Origin of the sequence: Pseudoduganella umbonata, from assembly GCF_014192225.1 — a bacterium.
Taxonomy (GTDB): Bacteria; Pseudomonadota; Gammaproteobacteria; order Burkholderiales; family Burkholderiaceae_D; genus Rugamonas; species Rugamonas umbonata.
Map to the genome: position 1 here is coordinate 325,302 of NZ_JACHXS010000005.1, position 19,621 is coordinate 344,922.

Annotated in this window: 14 protein-coding genes; 5 read left to right on the plus strand and 9 right to left on the minus strand. The window is 58.0% G+C overall.

Going from position 1 to position 19,621, the window contains the following annotated elements; genetic code table 11:
• Nucleotides 1-123: 123 nt before the first annotated feature.
• Nucleotides 124-957: a glycoside hydrolase family 16 protein gene (locus FHS02_RS15595; protein ID WP_137315382.1), complete on the minus strand. Its 834-nt coding sequence runs from the start codon at nt 955-957 to the stop codon at nt 124-126.
• A gap of 142 nt (nt 958-1,099) precedes the next feature.
• Here FHS02_RS15595 and FHS02_RS15600 point away from each other — a divergent pair, with 142 nt between their 5' ends.
• From FHS02_RS15600 to FHS02_RS15615, 4 genes are all read left to right on the plus strand, one after another.
• On the plus strand, nt 1,100-1,891 hold the full coding sequence (locus tag FHS02_RS15600) for a polysaccharide deacetylase family protein (RefSeq protein ID WP_137315383.1): 792 nt from the start codon (nt 1,100-1,102) through the stop codon (nt 1,889-1,891).
• Nucleotides 1,892-2,147: 256 nt separating this feature from the next.
• Entirely contained in the window at nt 2,148-3,164 is a 1,017-nt protein-coding gene (locus tag FHS02_RS15605; RefSeq protein WP_137315384.1) for a LacI family DNA-binding transcriptional regulator, read from the plus strand.
• A gap of 409 nt (nt 3,165-3,573) precedes the next feature.
• Nucleotides 3,574-5,607, plus strand: coding sequence for an acyltransferase family protein (locus FHS02_RS15610; RefSeq protein ID WP_137315385.1), 2,034 nt, complete (start codon nt 3,574-3,576; stop codon nt 5,605-5,607).
• Between the two features lie 108 nt (nt 5,608-5,715).
• Nucleotides 5,716-6,282: a serine O-acetyltransferase gene (locus FHS02_RS15615; protein WP_137315386.1), complete on the plus strand. Its 567-nt coding sequence runs from the start codon at nt 5,716-5,718 to the stop codon at nt 6,280-6,282.
• Nucleotides 6,283-6,643: 361 nt separating this feature from the next.
• Here the strand turns inward: FHS02_RS15615 and FHS02_RS15620 are convergent, their stop codons facing one another.
• From FHS02_RS15620 to epsF, 8 genes are all read right to left on the minus strand, one after another.
• The gene (locus FHS02_RS15620; RefSeq protein WP_137315387.1) at nt 6,644-7,909 is read right to left on the minus strand and encodes an acyltransferase family protein; all 1,266 of its coding nucleotides are present in this window, start codon (nt 7,907-7,909) and stop codon (nt 6,644-6,646) included.
• A gap of 153 nt (nt 7,910-8,062) precedes the next feature.
• Complete coding sequence (locus FHS02_RS15625) at nt 8,063-10,216, minus strand: acyltransferase family protein (RefSeq protein ID WP_137315388.1); 2,154 nt, start codon at nt 10,214-10,216, stop codon at nt 8,063-8,065.
• Nucleotides 10,217-10,326: 110 nt separating this feature from the next.
• Entirely contained in the window at nt 10,327-11,637 is a 1,311-nt protein-coding gene (locus FHS02_RS31960; RefSeq protein ID WP_137315389.1) for an O-antigen ligase family protein, read from the minus strand.
• Nucleotides 11,634-12,581: a glycosyltransferase family 2 protein gene (locus FHS02_RS15635; RefSeq protein WP_137315390.1), complete on the minus strand. Its 948-nt coding sequence runs from the start codon at nt 12,579-12,581 to the stop codon at nt 11,634-11,636. Before FHS02_RS15635 ends, FHS02_RS31960 begins: the two co-directional genes overlap by 4 nt.
• A 35-nt stretch (nt 12,582-12,616) precedes the next feature.
• Nucleotides 12,617-13,561, minus strand: coding sequence for a glycosyltransferase family 2 protein (locus FHS02_RS15640; RefSeq protein ID WP_137315391.1), 945 nt, complete (start codon nt 13,559-13,561; stop codon nt 12,617-12,619).
• Nucleotides 13,554-14,795 carry a hypothetical protein gene (locus tag FHS02_RS15645; RefSeq protein ID WP_137315392.1) on the minus strand — a complete coding sequence of 414 codons (1,242 nt, stop codon included), beginning with the start codon at nt 14,793-14,795 and terminating at the stop codon, nt 13,554-13,556. The genes FHS02_RS15640 and FHS02_RS15645 overlap by 8 nt, the downstream gene beginning before the upstream one ends.
• A 107-nt stretch (nt 14,796-14,902) precedes the next feature.
• Nucleotides 14,903-15,778 (minus strand): polysaccharide biosynthesis tyrosine autokinase, encoded by an 876-nt coding sequence (locus FHS02_RS15650; RefSeq protein ID WP_137315393.1) that lies wholly within the window; start codon nt 15,776-15,778, stop codon nt 14,903-14,905.
• 11 nt (nt 15,779-15,789) lie between these two features.
• A complete protein-coding gene (gene epsF, locus FHS02_RS15655) occupies nt 15,790-17,226 on the minus strand; it encodes a chain length determinant protein EpsF (RefSeq protein ID WP_371870571.1) in 1,437 nt (478 codons plus the stop codon).
• Nucleotides 17,227-18,426: 1,200 nt separating this feature from the next.
• On the opposite strand from epsF, the gene FHS02_RS15660 reads away from it, so the two are divergent.
• Nucleotides 18,427-19,593 carry a hypothetical protein gene (locus FHS02_RS15660; RefSeq protein ID WP_137315395.1) on the plus strand — a complete coding sequence of 389 codons (1,167 nt, stop codon included), beginning with the start codon at nt 18,427-18,429 and terminating at the stop codon, nt 19,591-19,593.
• Nucleotides 19,594-19,621 lie beyond the last annotated feature (28 nt).

Sequence of the window (19,621 nt, forward strand, 5' to 3'; positions counted from 1 at the left end):
TCACGTGTTCTACCCTCGCGCCGTAATGGAAACGTTTCCATATCAGGTTGGTCAATGGTAGGTTGGCGATTCTTCGTTGTCAATCGGAACAGATTTGTTGTTGACCGCTACTGTTGTAAAAACTCATCTGGCAGGCTGGAAGACGCGCACGTACTCGACTTCCATGCGCCATGGCAGGCTGTCGTCGCGTACGGCGCCACCCAGGTCGCCACCCACTGCGAGGTTCAGCAGCAGGTACTGCGGCCGGTCGAACGGCCATTTGTCGTAGTCGCCGTCCTTCGGGTTCACGAGTTCGGCGTAGTCGCGGCCATCGACGCCCACGAGAATGCGGTCGCGCGTCCACGTGAGCTGGTAATCGTGGAAGGCTTCGCATGCGTCGGGCACCATCGTCCTGCTGGTCTTGCCGGTGCCGCGCGGCCAGTTCTGCGCATTCGTGTAGATGCTGCCGAGGATCTCGCCGGGCTTGTGGCCCACGTGCTCCATGATGTCGATCTCGCCGTCGGCCGGCCACTTGCCGCCCGTGCCCAGCATCCAGATCGCCGGCCAGCTGCCAGGGCCGCACGGCAGCTTCGCGCGCACTTCGACGAAGCCCTGCGTCCAGCTGGCCTTGCCCCGGGTGACCAGCCGTGCCGACGTGTAGGCCTGGCCGCCGTAGTCCGGCATCGACGCCAGCGCTTCCTTGCGTGCGGTGATGACCAGGCGGCCGTTCTTCACTTCGGCGTTTTCGCGGCGCGCGCTCGTGTAGTACTGCAGTTCCCGGTTGTACCAGCCGGTGCGGTTGGCCGCCGTGTCGTAGGCCCACTTCGCCGGATCGGGCAGGCCGTCCACGTCGAATTCATCGGCCCAGGCGAGCTGCCAGCCGGCCGGCGCTCCCATCGCCGGTGCAGGACCGGGGATGGCCAGCAGCACCGGGAGCAGGGCGGCAGCGATGGTCGAACGTCGATGGAAGACAGCCATGGTTCCCCTGATTGACGGCGCGGCAGGCGCATGCAAAGATGAATGTCACAGCAATGGTAACGTTTCCATTTTATCAGTGCAATCCGCGCCGCAATCGGCATGGCCGTATGCGTTGCTTTCCTGTCACATACCTGGATACACGATGACGAAAACCTTCTGGACCCTGCTGGCGCTGGCCGGCATGACGACTGGCGCCGGTGCCGCCGAAACGTTCCAATGGCCGAACGGCGCCAGGGCCGCCGTCAGCCTCGCCTACGACGATGCCGCCGATTCGCAGCTCGATCATGCGATCCCCACGCTGAACAAGTACGGTGTGAAGGGCACGTTCTACCTGACGCTTTCCAGCCCGGCGATCGACAAGCGCCTGCCCGAATGGCGCGCCGCCGCGCAACAGGGCCACGAGCTGGCCAACCACTCGCTGTTCCACCAATGCCGCCGCTCGCTGCCGGACCGCGGCTGGGTCGAACCGCACCGCGACCTGGATACGACGAGCGTGGCGCAGATGAAGGACCAGGTGGCGCTTGCCAACACGATGCTGTACGCGATCGACGGCCGCCGCGAGCGCACCTTCACCGCACCGTGCGGCGACCTGCAGGCCGGCGGGCAGGATTACCTGCCGGCGGTGCAGTCCGGATTCGTCGCCATCAAGGCCAGCATCGGCCAGGGCGCGGTGCCGTCGATGGCCGCGCTCGATCCTTACCGGGTACCCGTCGTGGCCCCCGTCGGCCTCACCGGCCAGCAGCTGATCGCCATGGTGAAGGAGGCAGCCGACAAGGGCACGATGGTCGCGTTCACGTTCCACGGCATCGGCGGCGACCACCTCGCCAACTCCAGCGCCGCGCACGAGGAACTGGTGAAGTACCTGGCCGACAACCGCAAGGTGTACTGGACCGGCACGTTCCTCGAGATCATGAAGTACGTGAAGTCGCGCTGAGTCCGTGTCCCGGTGCCAGGCAGTGTGAGCACTGCTCGCACAACACGGCCTCAAGCACGAGGATACGTGTCCCGGTGCCAGGCACGGTGACACGGGCTCAGGCACAAGGATACGTGTCCCGGTGCCAGGCACGGTGACACGGGCTCAGGCACGAGGACATGAGCCCGACGGGACCTGCGCGGCTTTCGCGGCGGTTGGCGCGCGATAGTCAGTTCCAGTATGCTCGTCGTGTTTTTTCAGCGGAACAGGAATTTCAGTGGCAACCATCAAAGATGTCGCCCGCCTGGCGGGCGTGGGCCTGGGTACCGCGTCGCGTGCGATCAACGGCAGCGGGCCGGTATCACCTGCCACGCTGGAGCGAGTGCAGAAGGCGATCGAGGAACTGGGCTTCCGGCCATCGCACGCGGCGCGGGCGCTGCTGTCCGGTTCATCGAAGATGATCGGCGTGTACATCCCGGCGCTGTCCGGCACCTTCTTCACGCCGATCCTGCAGATCATCGATACCGAGCTGCGTGCCGCCGGCCTGCACATGGTGGTCGCATTCGGCGTGGGCCTCGGCGACGCGCGGCGCCAGGCGATCGAAGGCATCGAATTCCTCGTCGAACGCGGCTGCGACGGCCTGATCGTGATGACCAGCGCGCTGAACGAAGACGATCTCGCCGTGGCCGGCAGCCGGCTGTCGCGGCTGGTGGCACTGAACCATGGCTTCGCAACGATCCCCGACCAGTGCTTCACCGTCGACCACATGCTGGGCGGCCGCCTGGCCGCGCGCACGCTGCTGGAGAACGGCCACCGCGACATCGCGCTGCTGACCGGCCCGATGGTACTGGAGGACAGTATTGCCCGTATCGACGGCTTCATCGCGGAGCTTGCCGCCGCCGGTATCGACACGGCCGCGATGTGGCGCCGCGAAGGCGACTTTTCGCCGGCCGGCGGCTGGACCGCCGCGCGCGAACTGGTGGCCTCCGGCCGCAAGCCCACCGCGTTGTTTTGTGCCAACGACGAAATGGCGGTGGGCGCGCTGTCGTACTTCCAGGAAGCCGGCATCCGCGTGCCGCAGGACCTGTCAGTGCTTGCTTATGACGATACGCCGAGCGCCGAATACGCCGCACCGCGCCTGACGTCGGTGCGCATGCCGTGGCAGCAGATGACGCTGAACGGGATCAATGCGCTGCTCAACCTGTGCTACGACCTGAAGCGGCCGGTCGAGCGGGAATTTCCCGTGACGGTGACGGTCAGGGCGTCCGTGGCGGATATCTCGAAGCAAGCCTGACACCTGGCTGCGGCGCAGCACCTCGTGCCCGGTCGCTGCCAAATTTCCCAAGCACGTCAATATGTTATGCACGTTGCGATGCAACAAAATACATGCTGGAATTCATCAAAAAATGCTCAGATAGCTAGACGTTTCTGTAGTAATTTGCTATCGTTGAGCCACCGTAAGTAGCAACAATTAATAGCATCATCACAATCTTTCTTCAGCTGCATTTCTGACCTGAACGAATCCTGGAATCGACGTTCTGGCGAGTTTGCCTGCCACAGTTTTGGTTCCCATTGTTGCTGCGGTAACTAAGCCCCTATGCCATATGGATTGCTCACGCGAACCGTTCCTCCAACGGTTGCGATGGCAGTACACGCATGGGACTTGACGCAGTCAACAACAATTTTCTCTGATCGGATAGACCTTGAGCTCCAGTTCCCATAATCACTCGCTCGCATACCGCGCCGAAGTTGACGGGTTAAGAGCCCTGGCCGTTGTTCCAGTGGTGCTGTTCCATGCAGGTATCGCGGGATTTGCCGGAGGGTTCGTCGGAGTCGATGTTTTCTTCGTGATTTCCGGGTATCTGATCACGGCGATCCTGGCCAAGGAAATCGCCGCCGGCCAATTTTCGACATTACGCTTTTACGAGCGCCGCATACGCCGGCTGTTCCCGGCGCTGATTGTCATGTTTGCGGTTTGCTGGGCGGTGGCGATGTTCCTGCTGATGCCGCAAGACTTCCGCTCATTCGGGCGCAGCATGGTGGCAAGTGGATTGTTCTCTTCGAATATCCTGTTCTGGGCGGAGGGCGGTTATTTCGACACCAGTGCCGAACTGAAGCCATTGCTGCATACGTGGTCGCTTTCTGTCGAAGAACAGTTCTATATCGTGTTCCCGGCGTTGCTGCTGGTCTTGCTGACGAAAGTACGGCAATGGAAAGCCGTACTGACTGTGCTGTTGCTGGCTTCCTTCGCCGCTTGCGTGTACTACACGCCAACGGATCCGGACACTGCTTTCTATCTGCCGATGTTCAGGGTGTGGGAATTGCTGGCCGGCTCTTTTGTTGCGTTGTCGATCGGCTTCTTCAAGATCCGGAATGACGCGCTGCGCTCCGCCGCGGCGATGCTGGGCGTTGCCCTGGTGCTGTGGGCAACCTTCACTTTCGACGCAAGCACCTCATTCCCTGGCGTGAACGCGCTATTCCCATGTATCGGCGCGGCCCTGATTATCGCTTACTCGCAGCAAACCGTTGTCGCAACAGTACTGGGATCGAAGCCGCTGGTATGGATCGGCAAGCTCTCCTATTCGCTTTATCTGTGGCATTGGCCGATTATCGTTTTTGCCAAGTACTACCTGATGCGCGAACTGGAAATCAGCGAGCAGTATTTTGTGGTTGCCTTGTCGCTGGCGGCAGCGTACCTGTCGATGCGCTTCGTTGAAATTCCATTCCGCGACCGGAAATTCGCTGCCGATACACGTTCGCTGTTCAAGATGGCGGCTGTGCCGATGGTCTGCTTTTTCATGGCCGGGTTGGGTACCTATTTTGCCAATGGTTTCCCGGAGCGTTTTGCCGATCCTGTCCAGGCAATGGCCATGGGTGCGCGCGACACGAATCCGCAACGGCGTGACTGTGATGGCCGGGATGTCGAAGACATTGCTGCTGGCAATGTATGTCTCGTCGGCGCCCCCGGCGACAAGCCGACATTCGCGGTGCTCGGTGACAGCTTCGGCGATGCAATGATGCCTGGCATCGCGGCGGCGGCATCGTCCGCGGGCCGGCAGGGCATGGTCCTGACGAGCTCGGGCTGTTATCCGCTGGAAGGTGTCGTCGACCTGAACAAGCATGGCGATGTCAGCTGCCGCGAGTTTGTGTCGGCCAGTCTCGCACTGATCCAGAAAACACCGTCCATCACGGATGTGATCCTGGTGGGCCGCTGGACAACCGCCGCGCTCGGAGTCCGGTTCGGCGTTTCAGCCAAGACTGGCTGGTACATCAACGATACACAGTCCGTCGAAAGCAGCTACGCGGAAAACAAGCGCGTGTTCGACAGGGCGCTGACGCGGACGGTAACGATGCTCGACGGTAAACGCGTGCATATCGTGTCGTATGTGCCGGAACAGCGTATCGATCCGCCACGTACGCTGGCGCTGTGCGCGTATCTGTCGCGTGACTGCCCGACAGGAGTATCGTTCGCCGAGTTTGAACAACGTCACGCATTCATTCGCGAAACGATCAACCGCATTACCCTGGAAAAAAATGCGCGGGTGATCGATGTCGGTTCGAAGCTTTGCACGGACAAGGAATGTGCAATGGTTGCAAACGGTACGATGCTTTATAGCGATGACAATCATCTGAGCAGTACGGGCGCCCTGTACATCCGTGACCTGTTCAAGCCGGCCTTCAGCTCGAAAGAATACCGAGCTTCCAGCAATGTGGTTGCGGACAAAACCCGGCATTGACCCGACGGTACGACTGCCTGCATGTTCAGGGCGAATTCCCGGCCCTGGCATCATTCAGAATAATTTTAAACAAGCACTACTTTCGCTAAACCCACAGCAGTCACCGATATGATTCAAAGCTACCAGGATTACCTCGACTATCTCGATGCCGACAGGCGTGCACTGCATAAGCGCGGCTCATTGAAAGAGTGGCTGTTCGATGACGTCTGGCGGTTCCAGCGCCGGCTCCGAAAAGCCGAATACTTGAACAACTGCCGCAAGAACGTGATCCGCCGGCTGGTTTCTCAATACCGGCTTCGATCGCTGGGCACGAAGCTGGGATTTTCCATTCCGATGAATGCCTTTGGTCCCGGGCTGGCGATCGCCCACACGGGAACCATCGTTGTCAATAAAGGCGCACGGATTGGCGCGAATTGCCGGATTCACGTTTGCGTTAACATCGGCACCGCGGCTGGCAAAAGCTTCGATGCTCCGACTCTCGGCGATAACGTCTACATCGGCCCTGGGGCCAAGCTGTTCGGCCTTATCCACATTGGCGATCGCACCGTCATCGGCGCAAATGCCGTCGTCAACAAGAGTTTCGAAGGCGGGGTAACGATTGGCGGAATTCCTGCCAAAGTCATCTCGACCAAGGATTCGACCGGTTTGCTGCCGCAAGATACGCCGATGGCGTGAAAGAAGGATGGGCGATAGCCGCCCACCTTGGTCTAACACCCGTCATTCCCGGCTGCGCGGCCGTGGCAGGTCGAAAGCGCTCGCGATCGACATGACGGGTGCCTTCGAAGGCAGAGCTGAATCGTTCGCTGTTACTCTACGGCTGCTACGCTTCCCGGAACGCTTCGTCGCCGATTGTCATGAGGCAAACCCTGCTGGCCAATACTGCAAACTCTACCGGCCATCAACACGTGCTTCGTGTATGAGGTGAAATGCGACCTCGCTGGCAGGCACGTCGATTCTTCATCACTTGCCGCCAGTTCCCGGAAACATGACGTGGCTTGCCAGGACCACGCTCAAGGAAGCACGCTTGGCTTGGAAATTATGCCGACTTTTTTACGGCAGCATTCTTCTCGGCAAAGTCACGTTGCGCTGAGCTGGTGCCGAATGATTTCCGAATGATCTTTTGCAGCGGTACGACGAAACGCTCTTGTAGTACGACACAAATTACCAGGAGTATCGCAAGATAAACCGGGTAAAACGCCATCGTCGGTTCCACGTTCCGTCCGGCTTCGATAATAGCGTGCAGGTTCCAGCTCGATACGGACCCGAGGCCAACGACGAATTTCTCGACTTTTACAAAGATGGCATGCAGCGGTGCATGCAGCAAGAACAGGGGCAGGGAGGCGGCACCCAGGCGATCGCCCCAGTGTTGAACAACAGGCCCGGCTTGCTTGGCATACACACACCACCACACGATCGCAATACTCGCCGGCAAGTACAAGCCATTTTGCACCACATGGAACTTCCGCTCGGCAAACTGAGCTGACACACCAATCACGAACGTTATCAGGAAGACTGCCATCAGAGCAGCCCGAAGTTTCGCGGAGTCGAGGCTTTCTCGCGCCAGCATCACACAAAGCACCATGCCGGCCAGGAAGAGCGGCAATCGTATGATCGGATTCCTGTGCAAAAGACCTTCGGTGAGCAGGTCTTTCCGCTCCATCAGATCCGCAATGATTCCAGGGATGGTGAACAGAAGTCCCAGTACCAGCAGCGCGACGATCGGCGACTTAAGCTTATATATGTGACGGGCCGCAGCAGGGAACAGCAGGTAATAGAACGCCAGTGCCGAGAGGGACCAGGAGGCGAAGTTGAACGATAAATAGTAGGGATTCCAGGCGTTCATCAGGAACAGGTTCGTGCCCAGCGCAACCAGAAGCTCAAGCTTTCCCAGCATTCTTTCCGCAGTGCCGAATGCGTCGATCGGCACCTTGACTCCACCGTTGCTATAGACCGCAGCGCACACTGGAATCGCCGCAACCAGCAAGCCGACGAGATGCAGCGGGTAAAGCGTCGCAAACCGGGAGATAAAGAAATTTCGCTTGTCGACGGGCGCACCATTCTTTCGGGTTACATAGGCATGGGTCAGCAAAAATCCTGACAGCACGAAAAACACGCTTGTCGCCATGTTCCCCAACCCCAGGAACGCTTCGATCCAGCTGCCTGTAATCTCGGAATAGTTGTTGCGGAACGTATGAAAAAATACCAGATAGAGAGCGAGAAGGAAGCGTAACCAATTAAGCGCCCAAAACTTCTTTTCATTGAGGCTGCGGCCAGCAGTGGGGATAGGGCTCGTTTGGGACATCTTTATCCAGTAAATTCAAAATCAGCCGTTGACTTGCACGGCAGTTGGCAAGTCTCCGCAATCAATTGCGCATACTTTCAACATACGTGTATTGCCGCCCGTGGACAACGGGCGGCAGCGGGAATCATTTATGCGATCGCTTTGTACCAGGGATTACTGCCCTGGCTGCGAAATAATTGTTTCATCGATAAACGTCGCTTTGTCGCGAACATAAAACGGCCGCATGTGCTCGTTATCCATGTAGTAGGGTTCGCCGGTCTGCGACACGGCAGGACAGACGTTTCCGTTGCATAACGCCTTGATCGGATCGATCACTTTCACACCATGACGCTGGCTGATCGCCATCAGCCGCTCCTGAATCACTGCCTGGCGCCCCACGTAATCACTGATGTCGATGTCCGGCGTCTGTTGACGCCGATGCAGAACTGTCCAGCGCGAGCCATCGAGCATGCTCTTCGGCGAGAACTTGAAACTTTTCGGCGCATTCAAAATAATGTAGACCTGCTTCTCGCGGGAAAGCACTTTGATCTGCTCTTCCAGCGCAGCGAAAGCTGCATCGATAGCGCCAGGCTGGCCATAGACCAGCGACTGGGTTTGGCTCTTGTACATGAAAGAGCTGTTTTTTTCATTGAGGTAGTTGTTCCAGTTACCACCGATAACAACCCTCTTGACATCTTTCCTGTGCGCCAGCTCGTAGGCTGCGGATGCCGTCCCCGGACATGCGGGATTCTTGTGCATGGCGACGTGAACCACGTTCAGCATCGGAGGACAACCGGGTCCGGTAGCGAAAATGACGGAATACCGCGGCCGCTCATCGTTCGACAGGACGTGATTTACGCGTGGCGCATACTGTTCCACAATCGAGTCGCCGATGAAGAGCACATATCCGGGTTCAGTACCGGCACGCGTGTAGAAGTTGGGGCCGGTAGTAGACAGCTTCGCGAACTCGCGCGACGGGAATTCCCAGTCGTACTGCGCTTTCAAGAGTTCATCGACGTCGGTCGTATTACTGCGCGCCGTGATCGAACCGGCATATGCGGCGAGGCCAGCTGCACAGAAGATCCCCATGAATACATACAGCAGTGTCAGGCGCGTATTGTTCTGGACAGTAGTCAGATCGGGATCGGGACGGCGCAGTTTCTTCTCGACGATGTGATAAGTCGCCCATGCGAGCATGACAGCAGCAACGATCAAGCCAAATCGCATCTCCTTCGACATATTCCCGTTCAGGATGCGGCCAAACACGAGCAGCGGCCAGTGCCAAAGGTAGAGCGGGTAGCTGATGAGCCCCAGTCCCACCATCAATCGATTGCCGAGAATGAACCTGTTAATAAAGGCGGCTGGCCCTGCTGCGATGACGAGGACTGCGCCAAGCACCGGGATGACGGCCCACCATCCAGGAAAGGCGCGCGACTTATCCAGGACGAGAATAGAGACAATCAGAAGCAAGAAGCCAAGCAAGGAGACGAGATTTGCAGCGACCGCAGCACCGAGCTTTGCGGGGAAAAGGCTGCCGACATCCTTGTATTTCAGGACCACCACCGCATAAGCCACGCCTGCGCCGGCAAGAAGCTCCCAAAAGCGTGTGACAGGCAAATAGAAGACCGCACTGGCATGGCTTTCAATGGCAAAAATATTGGCCGCAAACGATGCAGCCGCCAGTACACTGCCGACGATGAAGAAGTTCCATTTTTTCTTGCTCGCAGCCCACAGCAGCAGCGGCCAGATAATGTAGAACTGCTCTTCGACACCCAGCGACCACAGATGCAAGAGCGGCTTTACTTCGGCGGAAGTATCAAAATATCCCGCTTCCATCCATAAAGAAATGTTAGCAACAAATCCTGCGCCGGCTGCGATCTGCTTGCCAAGAGCCGAAAACTCATCTGGCGTGAGCACATACCACCCCAAGAAGGCGACCGGCAAAAATACCACGATCAGAGCGGGAAATATCCGCCGGGCGCGTCTGGAATAGAAATCCAGGAAGCTGAACGTGCCTTTTTGAAAGCTTGCAAACAGGATCGACGAGATCAGGAATCCGGATATCACAAAGAAGATATCGACACCGGCAAACCCGCCGCCAAGCCAGCGCGGGAAAGCATGGAAAATAATGACCGACAAGACGGCAACGGCACGCAAGCCATCGATATCCGGCCGATAGTGCATATGCGAAGGCTGTGCCTCGACCTTCGGGCCGGCTGTGCCACCCGATGTGTTGATTGATCCGCCGTGATCCGCGGATAGGGCATCCGTACCTGGATGCTCTTGTAGCCGGGCACTTGCATCTTTTATCGCTGACAAATTCTTCATTTCCAACCTATTCACACCTAGCAAACATCGTGTTATGTAATTAACCCGCCACGGACAGCGTCGGCTTCACCGGAAGAACATAGCAAGTGCTGATTCTTCCACCATGGCTGTCACTGCAGCAGCGGACTGCCCTTCGAATACACTCTGGATTGACGAGCAATCGCCGCAGTACGAATGAAGCTGGCCAGAAACACGACATTCGTGAACGTCGTCGTACGCAGGAATGTGCTTTCTCCCAGGTTCAGGAAGATGCACATGAACAGGATGGCGAGGTGCAGTTTCGCTTCGGGGTGCCCGATAACGGCCAAACGCCTGGCTTGATAGAGACCTGCGAGCAAAACGACGATCATCAGGGACAGACCCAGGATACCGAGGTCATTATAGATATCGACATAGCCGTTATGCGCCTGGCCCGGGTAGAGATTACTGCCAAGGATGACGTATCCCGATATCCCGTCGCGGCCGCTCCAGAAGGCGCCATAGCCTCCACCGAGCCATGGATTATGGAAACGCGATTCGCCCAGAACGAGCTCCCAGATTTCGGTCCGGCCGGTAAATGTGTCCGATTTTCCGAGTGCGGCCAGGAATTTCAGATAGATCGAGTGGACAGACGGCAAAAGGTCCAACTGGAAACCAAAGAAGAGCAAGCAGCTGGAAATCAGAATGATCGCGATGATCGCCAATTGCCAGGTCCCGAGACGCCGAAAGGACGAACGTATCGTGATCAGTTCTGTCAGGCCAACGCCAATCATCAGCCCCAGTAACGCGGTGGTACTTTTTGCCATGATCAGGCAGGTGAACGTGACCAGCACCAGACCGAACCGCATCCGCCCGGTCAACTTCTCATGACAGACCCCGTACAGGAACAATATCGTCGAGATAGCCATCATCTGGCCCGCCTCGTTCTTGTGGCTTGCTATTCCGCGCCATCCAAGTTCGGTAAAAGCCCTGCCTGGAGTAATGATCGTTACCAGTAACGATATTCCGACCAGGCATAGCAAAGGACTGGCGAGCAGTTTCGACCACGTGTCCTTGTTCCAGTCATCGCGCCATGCTCCAGCGCTGACGCAGCATACGGAAACAAGTAACAGCAGCAGGACGGAGCGTTTGATGGTTGCGCTCTGGTCCACCGACCAGGCAGCCGATACGCAGACGTATGCCAGGATCAGGACCAATGGCCAGCCACCGAACGAAAACCGCCTTTTATTCTCGAGCAGCTTTGAAATCACCATGTAGATGATCGCGGTCGTACCCAGCAATCCCCACAGCAGCTGACGGCTACGATTGCCGTCCTCCCCGGAGCCGTTACCCAAGCCTAGCAGTCCCATGAATACTGCTACTTGCAGCATCATGCCCATCAGGACTAATGAAACGTCCGGCTTATAAACATCCAGTTTCGGTAATACCGTATATGATTTCACGGCTGAATTTCCTTTCGCGGGCTGGCGGCGCGATATTCAAGGTAAGGTCCGGCACACAGACCGTAGAAATAGCCAACGCCATAGACGGCACGGCGCAGGGCCAGGGCAGAATGCGTAAGCGATACTGGCGCCCAGCAAACCGACAGCACAGTCCCTTGGATGACGAAAATCGCGGATTCGAGCGCTTTCAAGGTCGCCTGGCGGAAATGACTGAAGCGTCGCTTGTTATACGCCTCGACGGAGCCGGCGCGGAAAGCCCGCTTCAACACCCAGTTCATGGTGGTGCGCGCCGGCGGAGTCCATTCGCGCACGCAGGCCTCATCGCACCACACCATGCGGTATCCCGCTTTGCCCAGACGGGCAAAGAATTCGGAGTCCTCGCCGCCTGAAAGTCCGAGTTCCCGATCGAAGCGAAATTGATCTTGCTGCAGGCGGGCGCCACGTAGAAGTACATTGCCGGTACGCGTTTCCTTCAAGGGCACCACGGTGCCGGTCGAGAATCGCTTACGCTGGAAAATGGTGCCCTTGGTGGCCCAATCCGGAGCATTGCTGGCAAACTCCGCAATGACGGGCGCGAAGACGGCGTCCGCGTCATACTGCTGTGCTGTCGATATCAGCGACTTCAGCCAGTTCTCTTCCGGTACTTCATCGTCATCGATGAGGGCGATCCAGGGCGCATTCGCATGGTCCAGCCCCATATTGCGTGTCAGCGCAATGTTCTGCTGCGGTTGTACGAGGTATGTGACCACGACTGGCGCAGTGGCGGCCCATTGCAGCGTTACCTCGCGGGCGCTCTGTGCAGCGTCGTTGTCAACCACAATTACACGAACTTTGCCCAAACCCACCGCGCAACGCCCAATGCCGGCCAGGGTCTTGATGAGCAGTTCCGGCCTGCGATATGTGCAGATGATTACATCAATGGCTGCCGTAGTAGCTTCAGTCATTCTGATACCTGTTCAACAAAAAATACATTACAGCCTCAGCGACGACTGACATCGCTGGTGACAGTTCGATATGCCAGATAAGGCCCGGCAAAGATGCCGTAGAACACACCTGCGCCGAACGCGACCTGCCACATCGCGAAAACGGCACGGGGTGGCGAAACGGGTGCCCAGCACAGCGCCAGGACCGTACCTCTGATCATGAAAATGGCGGCTTTGATCATTTCCAGGCTTGCCCTGCCAAACCGCTGAAACCGGCGCTGGTTATAGGCCTCGACCGAACCAATTCGAAACGCCCGTTTCAAGACCCAGGTCTTTGTCGTGCGAGACAGGGGCGTCCACTCCCTTACGCAGGCTTCATCACACCAGACCATCCGGTACCCGGCCTCGTCCAGGCGAGCGAAAAATTCCGAATCTTCACCACCTGATAGGCCGAGTTCGGGATCGAACCGGAAGGCGTCGCGGCTCAGGCGCTCGCCACGCATCAGGACGTTGCTGGTCCTGTTCTCTTTCAACGGAATGACTGTTCCGGTCGGGAACCGCTTGCGCTGGAAAAGCGTGCCCTGCCTTGCCCACTCCGGCGCGCCGTTGTCGAATTCGGCAATGACCGGTGCAAAGACGACATCGGCCTCATAACGCGCTGCCGTTTCCAGCAATGACGACAGCCAATTCTCGTCAGGTACCTCGTCGTCATCGATCAGTGCGATCCACTGTGCTGTTGCGTTGTCCAATGCCACATTGCGCGTCAGTGAGATATTTTGCAGCGGTTGCGTCAGGTAGGTTACCGCCAGCGATCCGCTGGACGCCCACAGCCGGGCCGGCTCCCTGGCACTTTGCTGCGCGTCGTTATCCACGACAACGACACGCACCTTGCCCACCTTGGCAGCAGCACGCTCGATGCCGTCGAGTGCCTTGACCAGCAGTTCCGGCCGCCGATAGGTACACATCAGTACATCGATGAAGGCAGTAGTAGTGTCAGTCATTCAGACGCCTGTTCAACAGGTAGATCATCAATAACTCCGCAACGATGAGGGTCGCGAGAGACAAGGGCGGAGCAACGTTGCCGAGGCTGGCAGCAAACAGGACGTAGAACACGGCGCAGACCGCCACGTTGGCGAAAAAGACGGTCCGGAAGCCGGCGGCCTTTGCCTGCAACAGAGTCGAGATGCCGCTGCGGAACCAGAACACTGCGAAATACACGCCCCACACGAAGACATAGTCGACGACGCCCGGTACCCGCATCGACTTCGGCAGGTATTGCGGGAAAAACTCGAGCAGCACGTAACCCACGGCTGTCACCAGCCCGACGCCGATCGCGCCCAAGGCGCTGTGCCGCATGACCCTGGACCGCAGGTCGGCGATACGACCGTCGTGCGCCATCGATACGGATAGCGGCCGTAACTGCATGAGCCAGCCCTGGATCAGCAGGCCGACCGGTGCGAACAGCAAGCGCGCCGCGCCCATGTTCGCCACGGTCGCCGTGTCCTGCGTACGTTCCAGGATGAACCAGTAGCCATTGCTGAACAGCCAGGTGACAACGACGCCAGGCACGGACCACTTCACCACTTGCCGGACTTCATCGCGGAAGGTCGGATCGAACGCCTTGACGGCTTTCTCCGGGACCACCTGCCGGGCTGCCGGCCATTGCGGACGCGACAGCCGGGACAGGAAGGCGGGCAACGCAAATGCCACCACGGCCAGCACGAATGACAACTGGTGCAGCCACACCGCGGCGACGGTCAACACCATGGCCATCGCGAAGTAGATCGCGTCGTACTTCACCAGCACGGTCAAGTCGGAACGCACCAGGCACGCATTGCGGGCGATTTCACGCTGCAGCAGCAGGATGGTGCCGACAAACGTTGCGCCAACGACGCCCAGGGCCGTGGCATCGTAATGCGGCGGCTCCGTCAGGAACACGGCAATGAAGGGCAGCCCGGCCAGCGCCACGAGCATGGCCAGGCGATAGGCGAGCTTCTCCGCGCGGGCTACGTCGATGGGCTCCATGCGCGGCACCAGCACGCCGACCGGAGAGATGAACAGCGCGTTCTGCAGCCCGGTCAGCAACTGAACGATATTCAGGAACAGCAGGAACGCCACGTAGTGCCTGGCGTCCGCAAAGTAAAGCAAGGCCAGGCACAGCAGGAAATTACAGGCAGACACCAGGCCCTGGCTGGTGACGGAATACACCGCCCGGGGGAACCGCAGCTTCGACACTTACAGCTCCCGCGGCAGGGCAATGGGGGATACGGCGAGCGGGCGGGCGAGCCAGCCTGCCTGGCGGCCCTGAACGAGCGAACTGCCGCCAGGCAGGACTGCACACATCAGAAATCTACCAGTACGGAACCGACGATTTCGACACCACGGCGCAGCAGTTGCGAGCGGATTTCGCGAATGTCGGCCTGGCGCGCGACGCTGCGGCGGATGACCAGCAGTACGCCGCCGGCGCGGGCAGCAACGGCATAGGCATCGGCGGCCGACGTCAGGGACGGCGCGTCATACAGCACGACGTCGAAATCGCGCGAAAAACCTTCGCTCAGGGCGGCGAAACTCGGCATGCCCAGCAGTTCCTGCGGATTGGGCGGCTGCGCGCCGGCGCACAGCAGCGACAGCTTGTCGAACGGCTTGACGCCGAGCAGCGTTGCGCTTTGCGTGCGCCCGGCCAGTGCGGTCGACAGGCCGCTCTTGCCCTGCACTCCGAACACTTCATGCTGGCGCGGCGTGCGCAGGTTGGCGTCGACCAGCAGCGTGCGCTGGCCCTGCTGGGCAAACACGATGGCCAGGTTGGCCGTCACCAGGTGCGACGAAGCCTTGTCGTCGACGGCTACCACTGCCAGCGACTTCGTTTTGCCGGAAAGCCAGCCGGTCAACTGGCTGCGCAGTGCACGCAGCGATTCCGCCTCGGCACCGAACGGATCGAATGCGGCCACCAGGCCGGGATCGAGTTCGGACTGCTCCGATTGCACGTACTGATAGTTGAACTGGCTGGCCAGCACCATTTGCACTTCCGCTTCGGTTACCAGGCCCAGCTGCTGGGCAGCTTCGCCGAAGCGCAGGCCCTTTTCAGCCTGGAGCGCGAGCACGCGGCCGGCGTCGGCCGGCGTGATCTTGCCCATGTCGAGCAACATGCGACCCATCGTGGAGTCATTGCGCGTCACGTTTTCGCCGCCATTCAATGCAGGAACATTCTCGATTTTCATGATTTATCCTTTCAGGCAGTACGCGCATGGGGGAGTTGGCGGGCCTTGAACAGGCCGGTACGCGGCGCGATGCGCTTGGACCAGTTCATCTCGGTCAGCACTGGAATCTCCAGATCGACCACGTCATGCACGGAATGCGCGCGGCGGCTGATCATTTCCATCACGATCGCCAGGCCGATACCGAAGGCGGTACCGAAGACGATCGACAGCGCCAGATTCACCAGCTTGCGTGGCGAAGCAGGCCGCATCGGCGGTTGCGCCGGGCTCAGCACTGCAACGTCGGCGAGGTTCGAACCGCCTTCGATGCTGGTCTGGGAGAAACGGGAAATGGCAGCGTCATAGGTGCGCTGCGCGCCATCCACGTCGCGAACCAGGCTCGAGAGCTCATCGCGCTCGCGGTTCAGCTCCAGGATGCGGGCTTTCTGTGCCGCGACTGCGGCCTTCAGCTCGGCTGCACGATACTGCGCAATGCGCGACGAGCCGCCCAGGCTACCCGAGGTCGCGCTCATCTGCGCAGCCAGTTCACTGCGCAGCTTGGTCACTTCCGCCTTGGCAGACAGGTATTGCGGGTGATTGACGTCCAGGCGCGAGGCCATTTCGGAAAACTTGCCTTCTGCCGCCGCCAGGGAGGCCTTGAGGCTCTGCACCAGCGAGTTGTTGAGCACGTCCGGGCTCTGGTTGACGGTACCTTCGGCAGTGTTCTGGCGCGAGCTTGCATCGGCCACTTGCGCCTGTGCCATCACCAGCTGGGAAGACAGGTCGTTCAGGCGGGCGGATTCGACGTCGAGCCGGTTATCCACGCTGACCACACCCTTTTCCTGCTGATACTTGGACAGCCGCGCCTGCGCCTGTTCGAGTTTGTCGCGCAGCGACCTGGACTGCTCGCTGAAATAGATCGACGCCTGCTTCAGCGGCTCGACCTTCAGGCGCACGGCCGCCTTCTGGTATTCGTCGGCGAACGCGTTGGCCACCGCTGCGGCGAATTGCGGATCGGCACCGGCGAACGTAATCGTGATGACGCCGCTCTCGCGCGCCGGAATGACGGCCAGGCCCCGCAACAGCAGGTCGGCCAGCCAGTCGCGAATATCGCCTTGCCCTTCCGTGGCGCTGTTGAAGGCTTCCCTGGTCGATGGCGACTCAGTCAGTTTCATTGCATCCACGACGCCTCGCGCAACCGCCTTGCTCTGGATGATCTCGACCTGCGTGGCCATGTAACCGGCCATCAGCGCGGTGGGCATGACCATGCCCGATACCGGATCCATGCCCTTGTAGTTGACGATCAGGGTCGTCGACGCCTCGTAGGTCTTCGGGAGCATCAGGTTGATGGCAACACTGGCGGCGACGATGACGAAAAGCGAGATCAGGATCGTACGCAGGCGCGCGCGCAAGATATATAGGACTTGCTGGAGCTTCATTTGGTTTCTCTGAAAGGTAAAAACGACACACACTAGCGTCGTGATCGAACTAGTCCATGAAGATGGAGCGTGAAAGGGCCTCCCGCGGCCTGCGCCTTGGCTTCGGGCGAAGAGGATGTTCTTGACGAACGGAACTGCCTGCACACTCCTGCCGCGGCGCGGCGGTTAAAAGACGTTACCTCTACTGCAACTACTCTTCCGCGCGTCCGACAACCGCGTGCACCCATCGCGCCGCCGTGCTATCCCGATGGGGATTTACAACACAAACGACACGAAATCATGTCTTTCCGCTGCACGCTGGCGACCTGCGGACTTTGCATGCTTGCAAGCCTCGCCTGAGCGAAACGTTGACGGAAGACAAGTTCACTTTGATTAATTCTTGACAAGTCTATGGAGAAACTTAGTTATTGTCAACCATTACATATGGACTTGTGGCAATACTTGGACACTGGCGGACCATTCCTTACCTCCCCACCACCACCATCATTCCGAAACCAGAAGTTTTCATAAGCTTTTGAAGCAGCACATTTTACCAACATTACCTTAAAAAAAGATTTATTTTCAGAAAAATACACTTGGGAATCCCTCCGAGGACACCCCCCCAAGCTGCTCGAAGGCCCGCCGTATGTAGCTCTGCGGCCCCTGTTTCCGTCGGCAAATCGCCATACGGTATCGGCCCGGATACGATCGCCACGAGCATTTTCGCTTACGACCTATAGATCATTCCATACATAGTTAATCTACTACTGTAGAAATTCTCACGGGATGATTTAAAGCGGCACTTTCAAACTTTTATTACAGGACAATTAAAATCGGGCAAAGGACATGATGATCGGAAACCAATAATACGCTGGAAAGCTGAACCGTTTATTAATTTTTGATGACAAGATCGTTTCTTTTCAGCTATTAAAAAAGAAGCATGAAATATCGCTATATTAATAAATTATAATATTTTTTTCATTGCTTTTATTACCATTCATATCCGCTCCTTCTGCTAATTACGATTGCCAAGCGCCTCGAAAAAAAGGTAGTATGTTTTGACGAAAGAGTGCCAAGTGATATTCAGCTTATCGTTCAGATAAGTCTTGAATCGATATGGCAGCGCCAAAGACTGCCCAGATCGGGGATGAGTAATAAATACATAATCAATTGCTCTAAATGCAATTGATTGTTTTTCTCACAATTAATTAACTGTACGCGGTGCCGTGCACCGTACACGCAAGGTGCAAATTTATGAATCTCAATCGTGTGTCGATCAAGAAGCAATGCCTCGCACCAGGCGTTGTTAACTATGGCCTTGTACTGGCGCTGGCAGCCTGCGGCGTCCATTCGCAAGCGTTTGGCCAGACTACTACTATCATTACCACCACCACTGCTACTACTACAGTCAAGGCCGCAAGCTGCTTGTTTCCGGCAGTGCAAGCCGCTGTGAGTGTGGCAAAGGCTGGGCAGACTGTCGTTGTTCCTGCCGGCGACTGCGACTGGGGAGCCAACCAGCTCACGGTACCTACTGGCATCTCGATGCAGGGTGCCGGCCGTAATCTGACGACAATCCGGCGTACTGCAGCGGTGCCTGCCAATACCTACCTCATTGCTGCGACGTGCACGACGTCCAAACCCGTCAAATTCTCCGACATGACCCTGGTTGGCGCAAACCTGCCCAGGAGCCAGGACCGCGGTCTTGGACTGTTGTACGGCTGCGTTGATTTTGTCGTCTCCAACATGAAATTCACAAAGTTCGTGTTTGCGGGTATTGAAGTAAGAGGCCCGGTACGCCAGCGGGGCGTCATTCACGATAGTGAGTTTATTGACAACTACAATACGACGAACGGCAGCTTGGGCTATGGTATCGTCGTCTTCGGCGATGGCACGTGGCCTGCATTGGAGCTGGGTTCGCAAAACGCGGTATTCGTCGAGGACAACTACATGTCCGGCAATCGGCATCATATTGCTGCCAATAATGGTGCCCGTTATGTATTCCGTTACAACTATGCGCAGGCAACCCAGGCAACCAAGGACTTTTCGCAAGTCGATGCCCATGGGTTTTCCAGTTCGCCACGGGGCACCCGCAGCTATGAGGTGTATTACAACAAGTTCTATGCAAACATCACCAGCGGCCGTAATCTGACAGCCGTCGGAATCCGGGGCGGCGATGGTGTAGTTTATAACAATACCTACGGCCCCAATATTGCTTATCCTGTCTTACTTCTTTTGGAAGCGGCCACTTGCGGCACCTATCCAGTGCAGGATCAGGTCCGTAAAGCAGTGATTGCCGAAGCGGTGCCCAACCCCGTGATGAGTCAGTGCGAAAAGTCGATTGCCCTCAATCGCGACTATTTCGTGCAGGCCAAGGCCGGCTACAAGCCGTACTTCTATCCACATCCGCTGCGCACTTATTGAGCAGATGACGGCGCGTCACCTGATGGCG

What these genes read in the sequence shown, in the direction of transcription:
- FHS02_RS15635 (WP_137315390.1), bottom strand. Translation starts at nt 12,581, where the DNA reads ATGACTGAAGCTACTACGGCAGCCATTGATGTAATCATCTGCACATAT.
- FHS02_RS15640 (WP_137315391.1), bottom strand. Translation starts at nt 13,561, where the DNA reads ATGACTGACACTACTACTGCCTTCATCGATGTACTGATGTGTACCTAT.
- FHS02_RS15615 (WP_137315386.1), top strand. Translation starts at nt 5,716, where the DNA reads ATGATTCAAAGCTACCAGGATTACCTCGACTATCTCGATGCCGACAGG.
- FHS02_RS15620 (WP_137315387.1), bottom strand. Translation starts at nt 7,909, where the DNA reads ATGTCCCAAACGAGCCCTATCCCCACTGCTGGCCGCAGCCTCAATGAA.
- FHS02_RS15600 (WP_137315383.1), top strand. Translation starts at nt 1,100, where the DNA reads ATGACGAAAACCTTCTGGACCCTGCTGGCGCTGGCCGGCATGACGACT.
- FHS02_RS15650 (WP_137315393.1), bottom strand. Translation starts at nt 15,778, where the DNA reads ATGAAAATCGAGAATGTTCCTGCATTGAATGGCGGCGAAAACGTGACG.
- FHS02_RS15625 (WP_137315388.1), bottom strand. Translation starts at nt 10,216, where the DNA reads ATGAAGAATTTGTCAGCGATAAAAGATGCAAGTGCCCGGCTACAAGAG.
- FHS02_RS15660 (WP_137315395.1), top strand. Translation starts at nt 18,427, where the DNA reads ATGAATCTCAATCGTGTGTCGATCAAGAAGCAATGCCTCGCACCAGGC.
- FHS02_RS15595 (WP_137315382.1), bottom strand. Translation starts at nt 957, where the DNA reads ATGGCTGTCTTCCATCGACGTTCGACCATCGCTGCCGCCCTGCTCCCG.